Source organism: Pseudomonas sp. LPB4.O, from assembly GCF_038383825.1.
In the GTDB taxonomy this organism is placed as follows: domain Bacteria; phylum Pseudomonadota; class Gammaproteobacteria; order Pseudomonadales; family Pseudomonadaceae; genus Aquipseudomonas; species Aquipseudomonas putida.
On record NZ_CP151298.1, the window covers coordinates 464,106 to 480,670 of the forward strand.

Consider the following 16,565-nt stretch of genomic DNA (forward strand, 5'->3'; position numbering starts at 1 on the left):
TAGCACTAGAGGTGGTGAATGACAGCCAGGTCCATGCGCCCGTAGTCGGCGCTTTCGCCGTGCTCGCCACGGGGTGGCATGTGGTGGGTTTTCATCACTTGCTCGCCCTGTACGGTCTCCAGGTGGATATCGAAGCCCCACAGGCGATGCAGGTGCTTGAGCACTTCATCGGTTGAGTCGCCCAGCGGTTTGCGGTTGTGTTGCTGGTGGCGCAGCGTCAGCGAGCGGTCACCGCGACGGTCGACGCTCCAGATCTGCACGTTCGGTTCACGGTTACCCAGGTTGTACTGCGCGGCCAGCAGTTCACGAATCACCCGGTAGCCGGCTTCATCGTGAATGGCGGGCACCAGCAGGTCGTCGCGCTGGTCGTCGTCGAGGATGCTGAACAGCTTGAGGTCGCGCATCACCTTAGGCGAAAGGTATTGCAGGATGAAGCTCTCGTCCTTGAAGCTGCTCATGGCAAACTTGATGGTAGAAAGCCAGTCACTGCCGGCAATGTCGGGGAACCAGTGGCGATCTTCATCGGTAGGGTTTTCGCACATGCGGCGGATGTCGGTGTACATGGCGAAGCCCAGTGCGTAGGGGTTGATGCCGCTGTAGTAGGGGCTGTCGAAGCCGGGCTGGAACACCACGCTGGTGTGCGAGGTCAAGAACTCCATCATGAAGCCTTCGGTGATCAGCCCCTCGTCGTACAGGTCGTTCATGAGCGTGTAGTGCCAGAAGGTTGCCCAGCCTTCGTTCATGACTTGGGTCTGGCGCTGCGGGTAGAAGTACTGGGCGATCTTGCGCACGATGCGCACCACTTCACGCTGCCAGGGTTCGAGCAGAGGGGCATTCTTCTCGATGAAATACAGGATGTTCTCCTGTGGTTCGGCGGGGAAGCGCCCCTCATCGCGTTCGTTGCCCCTTTCGGCGCTTTTCGGGATGGTGCGCCACAGGTCGTTGATCTGGCGCTGCAGGTGCTCCTCACGCTCCTTCTGGCGCCGCCGTTCCTCTTCTGCGGAGATGGGGTAGGGGCGCTTGTAGCGGTCCACGCCGTAGTTCATCAGGGCATGGCAGGAGTCGATCAGGTCTTCCACGGCGTCGATGCCGTGGCGCTCTTCGCACTGGGCGATGTACTGCTTGGCAAACACCAGGTAATCGATAATGGAGCTGGCGTCGGTCCAGGTGCGGAACAGGTAGTTGCCTTTGAAGAAGCTGTTATGGCCATAGCAGGCGTGGGCAATCACCAGTGCCTGCATGCACATGGTGTTTTCTTCCATCAGGTAGGCGATGCAGGGGTCGGAGTTGATCACGATTTCGTAGGCCAGGCCCATCTGGCCACGGCTGTAGGACTTTTCTGTGCTGAGGAACTGTTTGCCGTAGGACCAGTGGTGGTAACCCAGAGGCATGCCGACCGAGGCATAGGCGTCCATCATCTGCTCGGCCGTGATCACCTCGATCTGGTTGGGGTAAGTGTCCAGGGCGTAACGTTCGGCCAGGCGGCCGATTTCCCGGTCGTAGGTCTGGATCAGCTCGAACGTCCACTCGGACCCGGTGGAAATGGGTTGGCGTCTCTGTGCTCTGGCGGTCATGTGGCTAACCTGCGCTGGAAGAGTTCACGGAAGACCGGGTAGATGTCGCCGGCCGATACCAACTGCTGCTGGGCGAACGTGTCGGGGAAGGCTTCGCCGATGCGTTCGTATTCGTACCACAGCGCCTGGTGCTCACGGGGGGTGATCTCGACGTAAGTGTAGTACTGCACGTGCGGCATGATTTGCTTGGACAGAATCTCGCGGCAGATCGGCGAGTCGTCGTTCCAGTTATCGCCGTCAGAAGCCTGAGCGGCGTAGATGTTCCAGTCGCTGGCCGGGTAGCGTTCGGCCATGATCTCCTGCATCAGCTTGAGCGCGCTGGAGACGATGGTGCCGCCGGTTTCCCGCGAGTAGAAAAACTCTTCCTCGTCGACTTCCCGGGCGCTGGTGTGGTGGCGGATGAACACCACTTCGATGCGGTCGTAGTTACGCTTGAGGAACAGGTACAGCAGGATGAAGAAGCGCTTGGCGATGTCCTTGGTGGCCTGGGTCATGGAGCCGGACACGTCCATCAGGCAGAACATCACTGCCTTGGAGCTGGGGTTGGGCTGCTTGACCAGCAGGTTGTACTTGAGGTCGAAGGTGTCGAGGAAGGGCAAGCGGTTGATGCGTGCCTTCAGGCGTTCGATTTCCTGTTCGACTTCCTGGATATCGGTGAAGTTGTCCGGCTCCTCGACCCGCAGGCGGTCGAGTTCCTTTTGTGCTTCGCGCAGCAGTGCGCGGCTGCTGCCGGTCAGGGCGATACGCCGGGCATGGGCCGAGCGAAGGGTGCGCACGATATTGATGCGTGACGGGTTGCCCTCGTTGGCGATGCCCGCACGCACGGTCTTGAAGGTGTCGGTCCCGGTCAGGTGACGTTTGACCAGGTTGGGCAGTTCGAGATCCTCGAACATGAATTCGAGGAACTCTTCCTGGGTGATCTGGAAGACGAAGTCGTCCATGCCGTCGCCGGAATTGCCCGCTTTACCGCGGCCGCCGCCACCCCCGCCACCACCTTGCGGCCTGGGGATATGTTCGCCGGCAGTGAATTCCTTGTTGCCCGGGTGCACGACGGTCTGTTTGCCGCCGCGACCGTGGTGGAGCACGGGTTCGTCAATGTCGCGCCCCGGAATGCTGATTTGTTCACCATGTTCCATGTCCATGATGGAACGGCGGCTTACCGCCTCTTCGACGGCTTTCTTGATATGTTCACGGTACCGCCGCAGAAAGCGCTGACGGTTGACCGTGCTCTTGTTCTTGCCGTTCAGGCGTCGGTCTATAACGTAGCTCATGGTCCCTCCGGTAGCTGGGAACAGCTGCACGCTTCAAGCTACGGGCTCGCTGCACCTAATGGCAGCAAGGCAGTTGCTGCCGCCCAAGGCTGGCTTGCCAGCCTTGGGCGCGCAGTGTGTAGCTTGTCGCTTTATTGCGATTTCCTGACCCGCAGGTACCATTCCGACAGCAGACGAACCTGTTTGTCGGTGTAGCCACGCTCCACCATGCGCGTGACGAAGTCGTTGTGCTTCTGTTGGTCCTCCTTGCTGGCCTTGGCGTTGAAGCTGATGACCGGCAGCAGGTCCTCGGTGTTGGAGAACATTTTCTTCTCGATCACCACCCGCAGCTTTTCATAGCTGAGCCAGCTCGGGTTCTTGCCGTTGTTGTTGGCACGGGCACGCAGCACGAAGTTGACGATTTCGTTGCGGAAATCTTTCGGGTTGCTGATCCCGGCCGGTTTCTCGATCTTCTCCAGTTCTTCGTTGAGGGCGATGCGGTTGAGGATTTCGCCGGTTTCCGGGTCGCGGTATTCCTGGTCCTGGATCCAGAAGTCGGCGTACAGCACGTAGCGGTCGAAAATGTTCTGGCCGTATTCGCTGTAGGACTCCAGGTAGGCAGTCTGGATTTCCTTGCCGATGAACTCGATATAGCGCGGTGCCAGGTACTCCTTCAGGTAGCGCAGGTAGCGTTCGCGCACTTCGGCCGGGAACTGTTCCTGTTCGATCTGCTGTTCGAGCACGTACAGCAGGTGAACCGGGTTGGCCGCAATCTCGTGTGGGTCGAAGTTGAAGACTTTGGAAAGGATCTTGAAGGCGAAGCGGGTCGACAGGCCGTTCATGCCCTCGTCGACGCCTGCCGAGTCCCGGTACTCCTGGATCGACTTGGCCTTCGGATCGGTGTCCTTGAGGTTCTCGCCGTCGTAGACGCGCATCTTCGAGTAGATGTTGGAGTTCTCTGGCTCCTTGAGGCGCGAGAGTACAGTGAACTGGGCGAGCATCTTGAGGGTGTCTGGCGCGCAATGGGCCTTGGCCAGCGAGCTGTTGATCAGCAACTTGTCGTAGATCTTGATCTCATCGCTGACGCGCAGGCAATACGGCACCTTGACGATGTAGATCCGGTCGATGAACGCCTCGTTGTTCTTGTTGTTGCGGAAGGTGTGCCACTCCGATTCGTTGGAGTGGGCCAACAGGATACCGGTGTAGGGAATGGCACCCAGCCCTTCGGTACTGTTGTAGTTACCTTCCTGGGTGGCCGTGAGCAGTGGGTGCAGGACCTTGATCGGGGCCTTGAACATCTCGACGAATTCCATCAGGCCCTGGTTGGCCCGGCACAGCGCGCCCGAATAGCTGTAGGCATCGGCGTCGTTCTGCGGGAATTCTTCGAGCTTGCGGATATCGACCTTGCCGACCAGGGCGGAAATGTCCTGGTTGTTCTCGTCGCCCGGTTCGGTCTTGGCGATGGCGATCTGGTTGAGGATCGACGGGTACAGCTTGACCACTTTGAACTTGCTGATGTCGCCGCCGAACTCCTGCAGGCGCTTGGTGGCCCAAGGCGACATGATGGTGTTCAGGTAGCGCCGCGAGATGCCGTACTCTTCCTCGAGGATGGCCCCGTCTTCGGTGGCGTTGAAAAGCCCAAGGGGCGACTCGAATACCGGCGAGCCCTTGATGGCATAGAACGGTACCTTTTCCATCAGCTGCTTGAGTTTTTCGGCCAGCGACGATTTACCGCCCCCCACTGGGCCCAGCAGATAGAGGATCTGTTTCTTTTCTTCCAGGCCTTGGGCGGCGTGGCGGAAATAAGACACGATCTGGTCGATGCACTCTTCCATGCCATGGAAGTCGGCAAAGGCCGGATAGCGGCGGATAACCTTGTTGGAGAAGATGCGCGACAGCCTGGAGTTGGTAGAGGTGTCGATCAGCTCTGGCTCACCGATGGCCAGCAACAGCCGTTCGGCCGCCGATGCGTAGGCACTGCGATCCCCTTTGCACAGCTCGAGGTACTCCTGCAGCGAGAGTTCTTCCTGGCGCGTGGACTCGAAACGTTGTTGGAAGTGGCTAAAAATACTCATGACGTCACCTCGCTCGATACGTGGAGACGACGCCGGATCAGTCAGCTGATGCTGGCATGCAACCGGTTTTGACGGTTGCTGTATACCCCCCAGAACACCCTGTAACGCTACCGATGACCCGCACGCCGGTGTACCGGCTCTCCCCTTTTTCTGGATGGCCTGCGCTTAAGAATAGTTGGTTATCGGTAAGTTCAAGGGCGGGGGGCGGAGAAGTTGCGAACGACCGTTCGTCAGATAAGCCGCAAGCCCGCACGTGGCGCGGGCTGCAGTAAAAATGAAAATATTTATTCGGCGATGCCTTGGGCGGTCTCGGCTGGGTAGGTAGCGCGCCACAGTTCAAAGCCACCGTCCACGCTGTACACGTCGGAAAAGCCCTGGCCTACCAGGTAGGCGGCAGCGCTCTGGCTGGAGTTGCCGTGGTAGCAGACCACCAGGGTCGGGGCGTCGAGGTCGGCGTTGCGGATGAAGTCTGCAACCGAATGGTTATCCAGGTGCCGGGCGCCGGTAATGTGGCCTGCGGCGAAGGCTTGCGAGTCACGAATGTCGACGACGACCGCACCTTCTTGCTTGCGAAGCTCCAAGGCCTGCTCGGGAGGGATGCGCTTGAATTCGCTCATGGGTACTACTTCCTTCAGGTGTGGTCGTTGAGTGTAGTGGGTTGTGCCGGCTGGCGCAGGGTGCCGTCGTCGGCGCAGTCGCAGCGGTGGTATTCGCCGCTGTCGACGTTGTACAGGGTCATGGCGCCGCCCCACACGCAACCGGTGTCCAGGGCGATGACGCCCGGCTCGTCGACGCGGCCTTCGAGGGCGGCCCAATGGCCGAAGATGATCTTCACATGCCGCGAGCGGCGGTCCTTGTGTGCAAACCAGGGCTTGTAACCCTTGGGCGCGGTGCCCAGGCCTTCCTTGCTCTTGAGGTCGAGCTTGCCCTCGGCGGTGCAGAAGCGCATGCGTGTGAAGTAGTTGGTAATGACCCGCAGGCGTTCGATGCCGGTGAGGCGCTTGCTCCACTTGTTCGGCTCGTTGCCGTACATACCGTCGAGATACAGCTTCAGGCGGCCATCGTCGCGCAGTACCTCTTCCACCTCAGCCGCAAGACCAAGGGCCTGGCCGAGCGTCCACTGTGGCGGAATGCCCGCGTGCGCCATGGCAATGCCGCGTGCCTCGTCGTAATGCAGCAGTTTTTGCTGGCGCAGCCAGTGGAACAGCAGGTCGGCGTCCGGTGCTTGGATGATCTCGCGCAGCGTGTCGCTTTTTTTCAGGCGCTCGACGTTGTGCCAGGCGGCCAGCAGGTGCAGGTCATGGTTGCCCAGCACGCAGACCAGCGACTGGCGGATCGAATACAGGAAGCGCAGGGTTTCCAGTGATTCGGGGCCGCGGTTTACCAAGTCACCGACCAGCCACAGGCGGTCGACGGCCGGGTTGAAGCTGACACGTTCGAGCAGGCACTTGAGGGGCTGCAGGCAGCCCTGCACGTCACCGACGGCGTAGGTTGCCATCAGTGCAGTGCCCCGGGCACCGCGAGGCGGAAGGGGGCGATCTCGGCGTCGAAGCGCTTACCGTCTTCGGCGAACATCTGGTAACTGCCCTGCATGGTGCCTACACGGGTGGTGATTACCGCACCGCTGCTATAGGTGTGGCTCTGGCCCGGATCGATGTTGGGTTGTTGGCCGACCACGCCGGAGCCGCGCACTTCCTCGACCTCGCCGTCACCATTGGTGATCAGCCAGTGGCGTGACAGCAGCTTGGCCTTGAGCGAGCCGCTGTTGTGCACGGTGATGGTGTAGGCGAAGGCGAAACGACTGTTTTCGGGGTCGGATTGTTCTTTGAGGTAGCGGGTCACGACGCTGACGTCGATCAGATAGCGAGGATCGGACATGCAATGGCCTTGGGCGAGCTGACGCAATAATGCAGTCTAGGCCATTGGGAGGGGGGAGGGCCAGCGGTGTGGGGGACTTGGGGGGTGTATGGGCTGGCCTCTTCGCCGGCATGCCCGCTCCCACAGGTTTTCACCACATTTGCAGGGGGTGATTTACCGGTGGGAGCGGGCGTGCCCGCGAAGAGGCCAGTGCAGGCTGGATCAGGCTTGTTGCTGATCAGCCAGCTGGTCGGCCAGGCGCACGAAGGCCGCCAGGTCCAGCTGTTCGGGGCGCAGGCTGCCATCCACGCCGGCTGCCTCGATGGCTGCGCTGTCGAGCAGGCCTTTCAGGGTGTTGCGCAGTGTCTTGCGACGCTGGTTGAAGGCTTCACGAACGACGCGCTCCAGCAGCAGGTGATCCTTGGCCGGGAATGGCAGCACTTCGTGCGGTACCAGGCGGACGATGGCCGAGTCCACTTTCGGCGGCGGGTTGAAGGCCCCAGGGCCTACGTTGAACAGGTGTTCGACGCGGCAGTGGTACTGCACCATGATCGACAAACGGCCCCAGTCACCACCACCAGGGCCGGCGGCCATGCGCTCGACCACTTCCTTTTGCAGCATGAAGTGCATGTCGCGGATCAGGCCGGCATGGCTGAGCAGGTGGAAGATCAGCGGGGTGGAGATGTTGTAGGGCAGGTTGCCCACCACCTTGAGGCTGCGCGGTGGCACGCCCAGCTGGTTGAAGTCGAACTTCAGGGCGTCGCCCTGGTGCAGCCGGAAGTTGCTGCGGTTACCGAACTTGTGCTGCAGGATCGGCACCAGGTCCTTGTCCAGCTCCACCACGTCCAGTTGTGCGCCGCTGCCCAGCAGGCCTTCGGTCAGGGCGCCCTGGCCCGGGCCGATTTCCAGCAGGTGTTCGCCGGCCTTGGCGTTGATGGCACGCAGGATGCGGTCGATGATGCCGGCGTCGTGCAGGAAGTTCTGGCCGAAGCGCTTGCGCGCCCGGTGTTGGTATTGCTCGTTCATGGTCGGTTCTCGGCCATCTGGTAGGCGGTTTCCAGCGCGACGCGCAGGCTGCCGGTGTCGACGTTGCCGGTGCCGGCGAGGTCCAGGGCGGTGCCGTGATCGACCGACGTGCGGATGATCGGCAGGCCCAGCGTCACGTTGACTGCAGCGCCGAAGCCTTTGTACTTGAGTACAGGCAGGCCTTGGTCGTGGTACATCGCCAGCACTGCGTCGCAGTGCTCCAGATATTTGGGGGTAAACAGGGTATCGGCCGGCAGCGGCCCGCGCAGGTCCATGCCTTCGGTGCGCAGGCGGGCCAAGGTCGGCTCGATGATGTCGATTTCTTCGCGGCCCAGGTGGCCGCCCTCGCCCGCGTGCGGGTTGAGGCCACACACCAGTATGCGCGGGTTGGCAATGCCGAACTTGTCGCGCATGTCGGCATGCAGGATACGGGTTACACGTTCGACGCGCTCGGCAGTGATGGCGTCGGCAATATCACGCAGCGGCAGGTGCGTGGTCACCAGGGCCACACGCAGGCCGCGGGTGGCCAGCATCATTACCACTTGCGCGGTGTGGGTCAGCTCGGCAAGGAACTCGGTATGCCCGGAGAAGGCGATACCGCTTTCGTTGATCACGCCCTTGTGCACAGGGGCGGTGATCATCCCGGCAAAATGGCCATCGAGGCAGCCTTGCCCGGCGCGGGTCAGGGTTTCCAGCACGAACGCCGCGTTGGCTTTGTCGAGCTGGCCTGGCACTACCGGGGCTGCAACAGGGGTATCCCATACGTACAGGCTGCCCGCGGGTGCCGGCCGGTCGGGCCATTGGCCCTGGACGACTGGCAGCAGGCTGACGGCCAGCCCCAGCTGCGTGGCCCGCTCGGCGAGCAGGTCACGGCTGGTGATGGCGATCAGGGGGTGGGGCTGGGCGTCTGCGGCGAGCAGCAGGCACAGGTCGGGACCTATGCCGGCAGGCTCGCCAGGGGTGACGGCGAAGCGCTGGGGCTTCACTGGGCGGCCTGGTCGGCGCCAGGCAGCTTGATTTCAACGTAGGCTTCGTCGCGAATCTGGCGCAGCCAGGTTTGCAGCTCTTCGTCGTACTTGCGATTGCGCAGGACGCTCTGGGCCTGTTGCTCACGTGCCTGTTCGGTGCTGTCGGTGGCGCGGCGGCCCAGCACTTCCAGAACGTGCCAGCCGTACTGGGTCTTGAACGGCTTGGTCACTACGCCTTGCTGGGCGTTGGCCATCTGTTCGCGGAACTCCGGTACCAGGCTGTTCGGGTCTACCCAGTTGAGGTCGCCGCCGTTGAGCGCCGAACCCGGGTCTTCCGAGAAGCTCTTCGCCAGCTCGCCGAAGTCTTCGCCGTTCTTGATGCGATCGTACAGGCGCTCGGCCAGTTGCTCGGTGGCCGCTTCGCTGCGGATTTCACTTGGCTTGATCAGGATGTGGCGTACATGCACTTCGTCACGCAGCACGTTCTCGCTGCCACCGCGCTTCTCCTCGAGCTTGAGGATGATGAAGCCGTTGGGGATGCGAATAGGCTGGGTGATTTCACCGACCGGCATGCTGCTGAGCATCTTGGCGAAGTCTGGTGGCAGTTGGCCGGCTTTACGCCAGCCCATCTCGCCGCCTTCCAGGGCGTTTTCGCTGGCCGAGTTGGCAATCGCCATCTGGCCGAAGTCGGCACCCTGGCGCAGTTGCTGGTACACGTCACCAACCTTGCGCGCAGCCTTCTGGATATCATCCGAGCTGGCGGCTTCCGGGGTCGGGATGAGGATGTTGGCCAGGCGGTACTCTTCCGACATCTGCATCTTGCCCATGTCGGAGTTGAGGAAGTTCTTCACTTCCTGCTCCGACACCTGGATGCGTTCGGCCACGCGACGCTGACGCACGCGGCTGATGATCATCTCGCGCTTGACCTGCTCGCGAGCGTCGTCGAACGACAGGCCGTCATGGGCCAGGGCGGCGCGGAACTGGTCCAGCGACATGCCATTGCGCTGGGCAATGGTGCCGATGGCCTGGTTCAGCTCTTCGTCGGTGATGCGGATGCCGGAGCGCTCGCCGATCTGCAGCTGCAGGTTTTCGACGATCAGGCGTTCCAGTACCTGCTGTTCCAGAGCACCGGTCGGTGGCACGCCGCCGCCGCGCTTGGCGATGGTTTGCTGCACCTCGCGGACGCGCTGGTCCAGCTGGCTTTGCATGACCACGTCGTTGTCGACGATGGCCACCACGCGATCAAGAGGCTGTACCGCGGCATGCACCGCGCCACTCAGCAAAACGGCACCCAGCAGCACTGGGCGCAGACGGTCAATAAGCTTGGTCTTCACGTTCACGGTAACCTTGAATGCCTTGGTCGAGGAAAGATTCGACCTTGTTGCCCACTACGCCACCGAGCCCTTTCAGAACGATCTGAAGGAAGATGCCGTGGTCGCCTTTTTCGTTCGCCGGAAGTGCCTGGCTGAAGTCGTCGTAATCGATCCAGTAACGGTTGATCAGGCGCAGCTTCCAGCAGCAGTTGTCGTACTCGAAACCGCCCATGGCTTCCAGGGTGCGATTGCGGTTGTAGTCATGCTGCCAGCGAGCGATGACGTTCCACTGTGGAACGATCGGCCAGATGACCGAGAAGTCATGCTGCTGGATCTTGTAGTAGTCCTTGATGTAGTTCGGGTTGCCCGGAACACTATAGTCGCCACCGCCCACTTTCCAGGTACCGGTCGTTGAGTCGTAGGAAATGGTGTCGTTGCGGTAGCGATAACCGAGGTTGACCACCTTGTTCGGATTGTCTTCAGGCTGGTAGTGGAACATCGCGCTGCCCGAACGGGTGCTGCGGCTGTCCGGATCCCAGTTGAAGTCCGAATTGAAGCGCCAGTCGCGGTTGAAGAAGTAGTTGTACATCAACGCGTACGGCGACACGTCTGACTGCGAGTCAGCGCGCGTGCGGTAGTCGATACCTGGCAGCTGAACCTTGCGATCCTTGAAGTAATACGCCTGGCCGATGCTGAAGTTCTGGCGTTCGAAGCCGTTCTCTTCAATCCAGCGGGTAGTCACGCCCAGCGACAGTTTGTTCTCGTCGCCGATACGGTCGGTACCGCTGAAGCGGTTGTCGCGGAACAGCGAGTCGTAACTGAACAGGGTCTCGCCCGAGTCAAACAGCGGGATGTCCTTCTGGTCCTTGTACGGGACATAGAGGTAGAACAGGCGCGGTTCGAGGGTTTGTTTGTAGTCGGTGCCAAACAACGAGGTGTTACGGTCGAAGTAGAGGCCGCTGTCCACGCTGAAAATAGGTACATCGCGGTCCAGCGAGCTGTTGTAGCTGCCATACGCCGGGTTTGCCGACTGGGCGATTGCCTGGGCTTTGCCCTGGCTGTCCAGGTCCAGGTCATAATGGGTGTACGCATACTTCAGCTTGGGCGTCAGGTAGCCGTAGCTGGCTTCCATCGGCAGGCTGATCGACGGCGCAACGTTGTAGCGGTTGCCGTTGGCGCGGGCGATGCCGCTGACGTTCTGGTCCAGGCGACGGCCTGCCGCACCGGCAGAGAAGTCAGGGTTGCCGTCTTTGTCCAGGACGAAGTCATCTTTCAGATCGCGATCGAAGCGAACAGCTTCGGTTTCGTAGGCAAGGTTGAGCCCGCCCGGCTCATACGGCAGCTTACCGTTGAAGGTAATTTGCGGCAGGCGATCATATGGCGTGATCTTCGAGATGGTCGCCATCTCGTAGGCATGCACGTTCAACCGCGCGGTGTAGCTGTCACCGCGGTAGGTCAGCGCACCCTGCTGATTGAGCAAGTCCTGGCTTTCAACACCGATCTGGTCGGACTCCAGGTCCTGGAAGTAGAACGGGTCGCTGATGTCGGTGTAGTCCACCTCGGCCATCAGGCGCTCGTCCAGGCCTCCCTTGTGCTGCCAGTTGACCATCCAGCGCTGTTCTTTGTAGTCAGTCTGGTCTTTGCGGTCGTCGTTCTTGTCGTTCAGGTACGCGCCACCGAGCTGGCCTTCGCTGGAAGGGGTCAGGTAGCGGAACTCGCCTTCCATCAGCAGGCCGCGTTTGGTCATGTAACGCGGGTACAACGTGGCGTCGTAGTTGGGCGCCAGGTTGAAGTAGTACGGCGTGACCAGCATGAAGCCGGTGTCGCTGCTGGTGCTGAACGATGGCGGCAGGAAGCCGGACTGGCGACGGTCGTCGATCGGGAAGTAGATGTACGGTGTGTAGAACACCGGGAAATCCTTGACCCGCAGCGTAACGTTGGTCGCAGTACCGAAACCGGTTGCCGGGTTCAGGGTGATGTTATTGCCCTTCAGCTGCCAGGCGTTGCTGCCCGGTTCGCAGGTGGTGTACGTACCGTCCTTGAGGCGGATGATGGCGTTTTCACCACGCTTGGCATACAGGGCACTGCCGCGGATGTGCGACTTGTGCATCACGTATTCGGCGTTGTCGACCTGGGCTTCGCCGGTGTCGAGCTGAATCTGTGCCTCGTCACCGACCACCAGCGAACCGTTGTCACGGATCCGGACGTTGCCCTTGAGCTCGCCACGGTTTTCGGTCTGGTAAAGGTTGGCCTCGTCGGCCTCGGCCTGCATGCTGCCCTGGCGCATCACCACGTCACCGGCGAGGGTAGCGATTTGCTGCTCCTGCTGGTACTTGGACACCTTGGCGTTGATGTAGGTCGGCGACTCGTCCTTCGGCGTGGTGTCGGCCATGCCCGGGCGGGTTGGCTCGACATACGCGCCACCGCAATACGGGCCGGTTTCGGCCAGCTGCGCGGCAGTCAGCTTGTCACGCGGCACCCAGTCCAGGTGGCTGTAGTCTTCGCTGCGCGACTTCAGGGCACGGCCCTTGGCCTCGGTGACCAGCATCGGCCGGTCCGCGGTTTCGGCTTCGCTCGCGGCTTCTGTGCCGGAGCTGACGGCCGCACCTTCGTGCACCGGGCGCGGCGGCAGGTTGTTGACTGGCGCTTTGGGCTTGCAGTCCCAACCACCGGAGGCGGACACTTGGCAGTCGAACTGTTCGGCTGCCACTACGTATGAGGTGGCCAGAGGTTGCAGGGCCAGCAGACCGCCGGTTACCAGCAACGGAAACTTTCTACGAAACGCGGGGGATTTCAATGCCATCTTATTAGTCCGGGCTTCCTGCGTGCCATCTGCCCGCGTGTGGGGCCGCACGCCTCTCGATGGTCTGAAAAAGATGCTGGATAATAAAGCATGACCCGCTTGACGGCTAGGGCCGTCGGAGACCCTTGTAATGCCTGAACACGATGTACGCCTGCAACAACTGACGGTCTGGCTCGATGAGCAGCTCAATGATCTTTTCCTGAACAACGCCTGGGGCGAAGTGCCCGCAGGCAACCTGACCGCGGCCAGCAGCGACGCCAGCTTCCGCCGCTACTTCCGCTGGCAGGGCGCTGGGCGCAGCTTCGTGATCATGGACGCGCCACCCCCGCAGGAAAACTGCCGACCGTTCGTCGCCATTGACCACTTGCTGGCCAGCGCTGGTGTGCATGTGCCGCTGATCCATGCCCAGGACCTGGAGCGCGGCTTCCTGTTGCTGGGGGATCTGGGCCACCAGACATACCTTGATGTAATTGATGCCGACAACGCCGATGGCCTGTTCGCCGACGCCATCGAGGCCTTGCTGGCCTTCCAGCGCCTGCCAATGGATGCGCCGCTGCCCAGCTACGACGATGCCCTGTTGCGCCGTGAAGTAGAGCTGTTTCCCGAGTGGTACGTGGGGCGTGAGCTTGGCCTGGCCCTGAGCGAAGCGCAGAAAGCCACCTGGCAGCGCGTCAGCCAACTGCTGATCGACAGCGCCCTGGCCCAGCCCAAGGTGCTGGTGCACCGCGACTACATGCCGCGCAACCTGATGCAAAGTACCCCCAACCCCGGCGTACTGGACTTCCAGGACGCGGTGTACGGCCCGGTCACCTACGACATCACCTGCCTGTTCAAGGACGCCTTCCTCAGCTGGCCGCAGGCACGGGTCGAAGGCTGGCTGCGAAACTACTGGCAGCAGGCCAAGGCGGCCGGCATCCCGGTGCAGGGCGACTTCGAAGCATTCCAGCGTGCCAGCGACCTGATGGGTGTGCAGCGCCACCTGAAGGTGATCGGCATTTTCGCCCGCATCTGCCACCGCGACGGCAAACCGCGCTATCTGGGCGACGTGCCGCGTTTCTTCGCCTATATAGAAGAAGTGATCGGCCGCCGTCCCGAATTGGCGGAGCTGGGTGAGCTGATCGCCGAGTTGCAGGCCGGAGCGCGTGCATGAAGGCAATGATCCTGGCAGCAGGCAAAGGCGAGCGCATGCGCCCATTGACCCTGCATACCCCCAAACCACTGATCCAGGTCGCTGGCCAGCCGCTGATCGAGTACCACCTGCACGCCCTGGCGGCGGCGGGTATTACCGAGGTGGTGATCAACCATGCCTGGCTCGGCCAGCAGATCGAAGACCACCTGGGCGATGGCAGCCGCTTCGGGCTGAGCATTCGTTATTCACCTGAGGGCGAGCCGCTGGAAACCGGTGGTGGCATCTTCAAGGCCCTGCCATTGCTGGGCGACGCGCCGTTCCTGCTGGTTAATGGCGATGTCTGGAGCGATTACCACTTCACATGCCTGCCGGGCCCCTTGCAAGGTCTTGCTCACCTGGTACTGGTCGATAACCCTGGCCATCACGGCCGTGGTGACTTCCGCCTGGTAGGCGATCAGGTCGTCGATGGCGATGATGCACCGGGCACGCTCACCTTCAGTGGGCTTTCAGTGCTGCACCCGGCATTGTTCGACGGTTGCCAGCCCGGCGCCTTCAAGCTGGCGCCACTGCTGCGTCAGGCCATGGCGGATGGAAAGGTCACTGGCGAACACTACCGTGGACACTGGGTAGATGTTGGCACGCCTGAGCGCCTGGCCGAGGCTGAGCGTTTGATTGGCGAGCGCGCCTGACATGTGGTGGCCAGGCACGCTGATTGGTGTGAGTGCAGGTTTTGCTGTAGCCAGCATCCCGGGGGCCTTGCTCGGCGGGTTGCTTGGGCAGGCCCTGGACCGCCGCCTGCGCTTGCAGGGCTGGGAAGACATGCGCGAACGCCTAGGCGGTCGCTCGGCCTTGCGTGACGACGAGTTGCTGTTCGTGATGCTCGGGCGCCTGGCCAAGTGCGATGGGCGGGTGGCTGAGCAGCATATCCGCCAGGCGCGCCAGGAAATGCTGCGCCTGGACCTGGCCGAAGCGGCCCGGCTGCGCGCGATAGCCGCGTTCAACCGCGGCAAGGCGGGCAAGGACCGGCTGGGCAGCCATTTGCGCCGCATTCGCCAGCAGCCTCATGCGGCGGAAGGCACCCTGCGCGCCTGTTGGCGCATGGTCTGGGCCGACGGCAAGATGGGCAACAAGGAACGTGAGCTGCTGCTGGACTGGGGACAGAAGCTAGGCCTGAGCCGGCGCCAGGTGCAGGCGATGTCGCTGGAGTACGAGCCGCGCAAGGCAGCCGGAACGGAAGGGGTGGCCATGACCTATGCCGCGGCGTTGCGCTTGCTGGCGGTTGAGGCTGACACCGAGACCGACAAGGTCAAGCAGGCGTATCGCCGGCTGGTCAGCCGGCATCACCCGGACAAGCTGGCAGGTACCGGTGCCAGCGAGGCGCAGGTGCGTGAGGCGACTGAGCGTACCCGTGAGTTGCATCAGGCCTATGCCATGATCCGTAAGCGCCGGGGCCTGTGAAAATGGGGCCGCTGTGCGGCCCATCGATTTCAGCTCAACCCTGAGGGCTCATCCATCCCCGTACCCGGCGGAACAACTGCTCTTGTTCCGCGGCCTTGTTCCCCGGCATGGCAATCAACGACAACTGCCGGTACTGGCTGTCCTTCTGCCGCTTGCTGGCCTGCAGGCGCTGCTCGGCCGCGTTGCGGTCGCTGCTACGGGTGACGTAGTAGATATCGGCAGTCGGCACCTTCAAGGTCGGCGCCAGGCTTTGCAGGTCATGTTCAACCCGCGCCGGTGTCTGCGCGGCGACCATCACCAGTTTTTGTACCTGGGGTGGCTGCTTCTCGCTCAGGTAGCGTGCCGCCCAATACGCACCGCTACCATGGCCGATCAGCACGATGCTGCGGGCGTTGTGTTGCTGTGCGTACGCTACGGCGGCATCCAGGCGGGCGAAGATACGCTCGGCATCTGCCGGGTCGGCCTGCTCGCTGGCCTGTTCAGCGTCAGTGCTTTCTGCGGTGTCGGCATCGGCCGCCGTGGCCTGGGCCACGTTGGCGTTGGCGTCGGCCGGTACGTCCTTGGCCGGTGCGCTTTCGCCTTTGTCTTGCTCAGGCTCGGCGGGCGGTGCGGCCTCGACCCTTGCCTGCGGGCTGTCGGCGAGCAGGTCGGGCAGGCTGACGCTCAGAGTGTGCCAACCGACATCAGGGAATTTCTGCCGCAGTGGGCCGACCGCGTTTGGCCAGTCGGCGGTCTCGCCTGCACCGGGAATAATGATGACTGCCCCTTGCGGGTCGTTGTCATTGGCGGGTTTCCAAAGGGCCAGGAAGCTGTCGGCACCGGCCTGCAAGGTCTGCTGCTCGGCCTTGGGCACAAGCCGTTCCAGCGCCTGGGCATCCTCCTGGCTGCGCTCCAGCAGGGGCGGGCGCGGGGCTTCGGCGGCCGGAGCTTCGGTGGTGGTGGGTGTTTTTTCGGCTTCGGCAGCCAAGGCGCCGAGTGGAAGGATCGAGGCCAGGCAGCACATTGCCAGCGTCGTGCGATAAAGTGTGGACATGAGTCAACCCAGGGCCAGAATGATACCGGCAGCCTAATAGTATTTGCCCGTGACGGCCATGCTGCATGGCCGCCTTTGC

14 protein-coding genes are annotated in these 16,565 nt (G+C 62.0%); 3 read left to right on the forward strand and 11 right to left on the reverse strand.

Annotation, left to right across the window (positions count from 1 at the left end):
• Positions 1-5: 5 nt before the first annotated feature.
• The 10 genes from MRBLPB4O_RS01980 to MRBLPB4O_RS02025 all read right to left on the reverse strand — a co-directional run bounded on the left by MRBLPB4O_RS01980 (position 6) and on the right by MRBLPB4O_RS02025 (position 12,866).
• Positions 6-1,574, reverse strand: a complete 1,569-nt coding sequence (locus MRBLPB4O_RS01980) for a SpoVR family protein (RefSeq protein ID WP_043202470.1) — start codon at positions 1,572-1,574, stop codon at positions 6-8.
• A complete protein-coding gene (locus MRBLPB4O_RS01985; RefSeq protein WP_016497702.1) occupies positions 1,571-2,845 on the reverse strand; it encodes a YeaH/YhbH family protein in 1,275 nt (424 codons plus the stop codon). The genes MRBLPB4O_RS01980 and MRBLPB4O_RS01985 overlap by 4 nt, the downstream gene beginning before the upstream one ends.
• A 131-nt stretch (positions 2,846-2,976) precedes the next feature.
• The gene (locus MRBLPB4O_RS01990) at positions 2,977-4,899 is read right to left on the reverse strand and encodes a PrkA family serine protein kinase (RefSeq protein WP_016497703.1); all 1,923 of its coding nucleotides are present in this window, start codon (positions 4,897-4,899) and stop codon (positions 2,977-2,979) included.
• Between the two features lie 284 nt (positions 4,900-5,183).
• Positions 5,184-5,516, reverse strand: a complete 333-nt coding sequence (gene glpE, locus MRBLPB4O_RS01995) for a thiosulfate sulfurtransferase GlpE (RefSeq protein ID WP_341797393.1) — start codon at positions 5,514-5,516, stop codon at positions 5,184-5,186.
• A 14-nt stretch (positions 5,517-5,530) separates the two neighbouring features.
• On the reverse strand, positions 5,531-6,397 hold the full coding sequence (locus tag MRBLPB4O_RS02000; RefSeq protein WP_341797394.1) for a symmetrical bis(5'-nucleosyl)-tetraphosphatase: 867 nt from the start codon (positions 6,395-6,397) through the stop codon (positions 5,531-5,533).
• Positions 6,397-6,777, reverse strand: coding sequence for a Co2+/Mg2+ efflux protein ApaG (apaG, locus tag MRBLPB4O_RS02005; protein WP_016497705.1), 381 nt, complete (start codon positions 6,775-6,777; stop codon positions 6,397-6,399). Before apaG ends, MRBLPB4O_RS02000 begins: the two co-directional genes overlap by 1 nt.
• A 201-nt stretch (positions 6,778-6,978) precedes the next feature.
• Positions 6,979-7,782: a 16S rRNA (adenine(1518)-N(6)/adenine(1519)-N(6))-dimethyltransferase RsmA gene (gene rsmA, locus MRBLPB4O_RS02010; RefSeq protein ID WP_016497706.1), complete on the reverse strand. Its 804-nt coding sequence runs from the start codon at positions 7,780-7,782 to the stop codon at positions 6,979-6,981.
• Positions 7,779-8,768 (reverse strand): 4-hydroxythreonine-4-phosphate dehydrogenase PdxA, encoded by a 990-nt coding sequence (pdxA, locus tag MRBLPB4O_RS02015; protein WP_341797395.1) that lies wholly within the window; start codon positions 8,766-8,768, stop codon positions 7,779-7,781. Before pdxA ends, rsmA begins: the two co-directional genes overlap by 4 nt.
• On the reverse strand, positions 8,765-10,084 hold the full coding sequence (gene surA, locus MRBLPB4O_RS02020) for a peptidylprolyl isomerase SurA (protein ID WP_341797396.1): 1,320 nt from the start codon (positions 10,082-10,084) through the stop codon (positions 8,765-8,767). Before surA ends, pdxA begins: the two co-directional genes overlap by 4 nt.
• Positions 10,065-12,866, reverse strand: a complete 2,802-nt coding sequence (locus MRBLPB4O_RS02025) for an LPS-assembly protein LptD (protein WP_341797397.1) — start codon at positions 12,864-12,866, stop codon at positions 10,065-10,067. The genes surA and MRBLPB4O_RS02025 overlap by 20 nt, the downstream gene beginning before the upstream one ends.
• Positions 12,867-12,996: 130 nt before the next feature.
• On the opposite strand from MRBLPB4O_RS02025, the gene MRBLPB4O_RS02030 reads away from it, so the two are divergent.
• From MRBLPB4O_RS02030 to MRBLPB4O_RS02040, 3 genes are read left to right on the forward strand one after another with little or no spacing between them, the layout of a single operon-like run.
• Positions 12,997-14,016 carry a phosphotransferase gene (locus tag MRBLPB4O_RS02030; protein ID WP_341797398.1) on the forward strand — a complete coding sequence of 340 codons (1,020 nt, stop codon included), beginning with the start codon at positions 12,997-12,999 and terminating at the stop codon, positions 14,014-14,016.
• Positions 14,013-14,684 carry an N-acetylmuramate alpha-1-phosphate uridylyltransferase MurU gene (gene murU, locus MRBLPB4O_RS02035; protein WP_341797399.1) on the forward strand — a complete coding sequence of 224 codons (672 nt, stop codon included), beginning with the start codon at positions 14,013-14,015 and terminating at the stop codon, positions 14,682-14,684. The genes MRBLPB4O_RS02030 and murU overlap by 4 nt, the downstream gene beginning before the upstream one ends.
• Position 14,685: 1 nt before the next feature.
• Positions 14,686-15,453, forward strand: a complete 768-nt coding sequence (locus tag MRBLPB4O_RS02040) for a TerB family tellurite resistance protein (RefSeq protein ID WP_341797400.1) — start codon at positions 14,686-14,688, stop codon at positions 15,451-15,453.
• 34 nt (positions 15,454-15,487) lie between these two features.
• Here MRBLPB4O_RS02040 and MRBLPB4O_RS02045 read toward each other — a convergent pair whose 3' ends face one another.
• Positions 15,488-16,486, reverse strand: coding sequence for an alpha/beta hydrolase family protein (locus MRBLPB4O_RS02045; RefSeq protein WP_341797401.1), 999 nt, complete (start codon positions 16,484-16,486; stop codon positions 15,488-15,490).
• Positions 16,487-16,565: the final 79 nt, after the last annotated feature.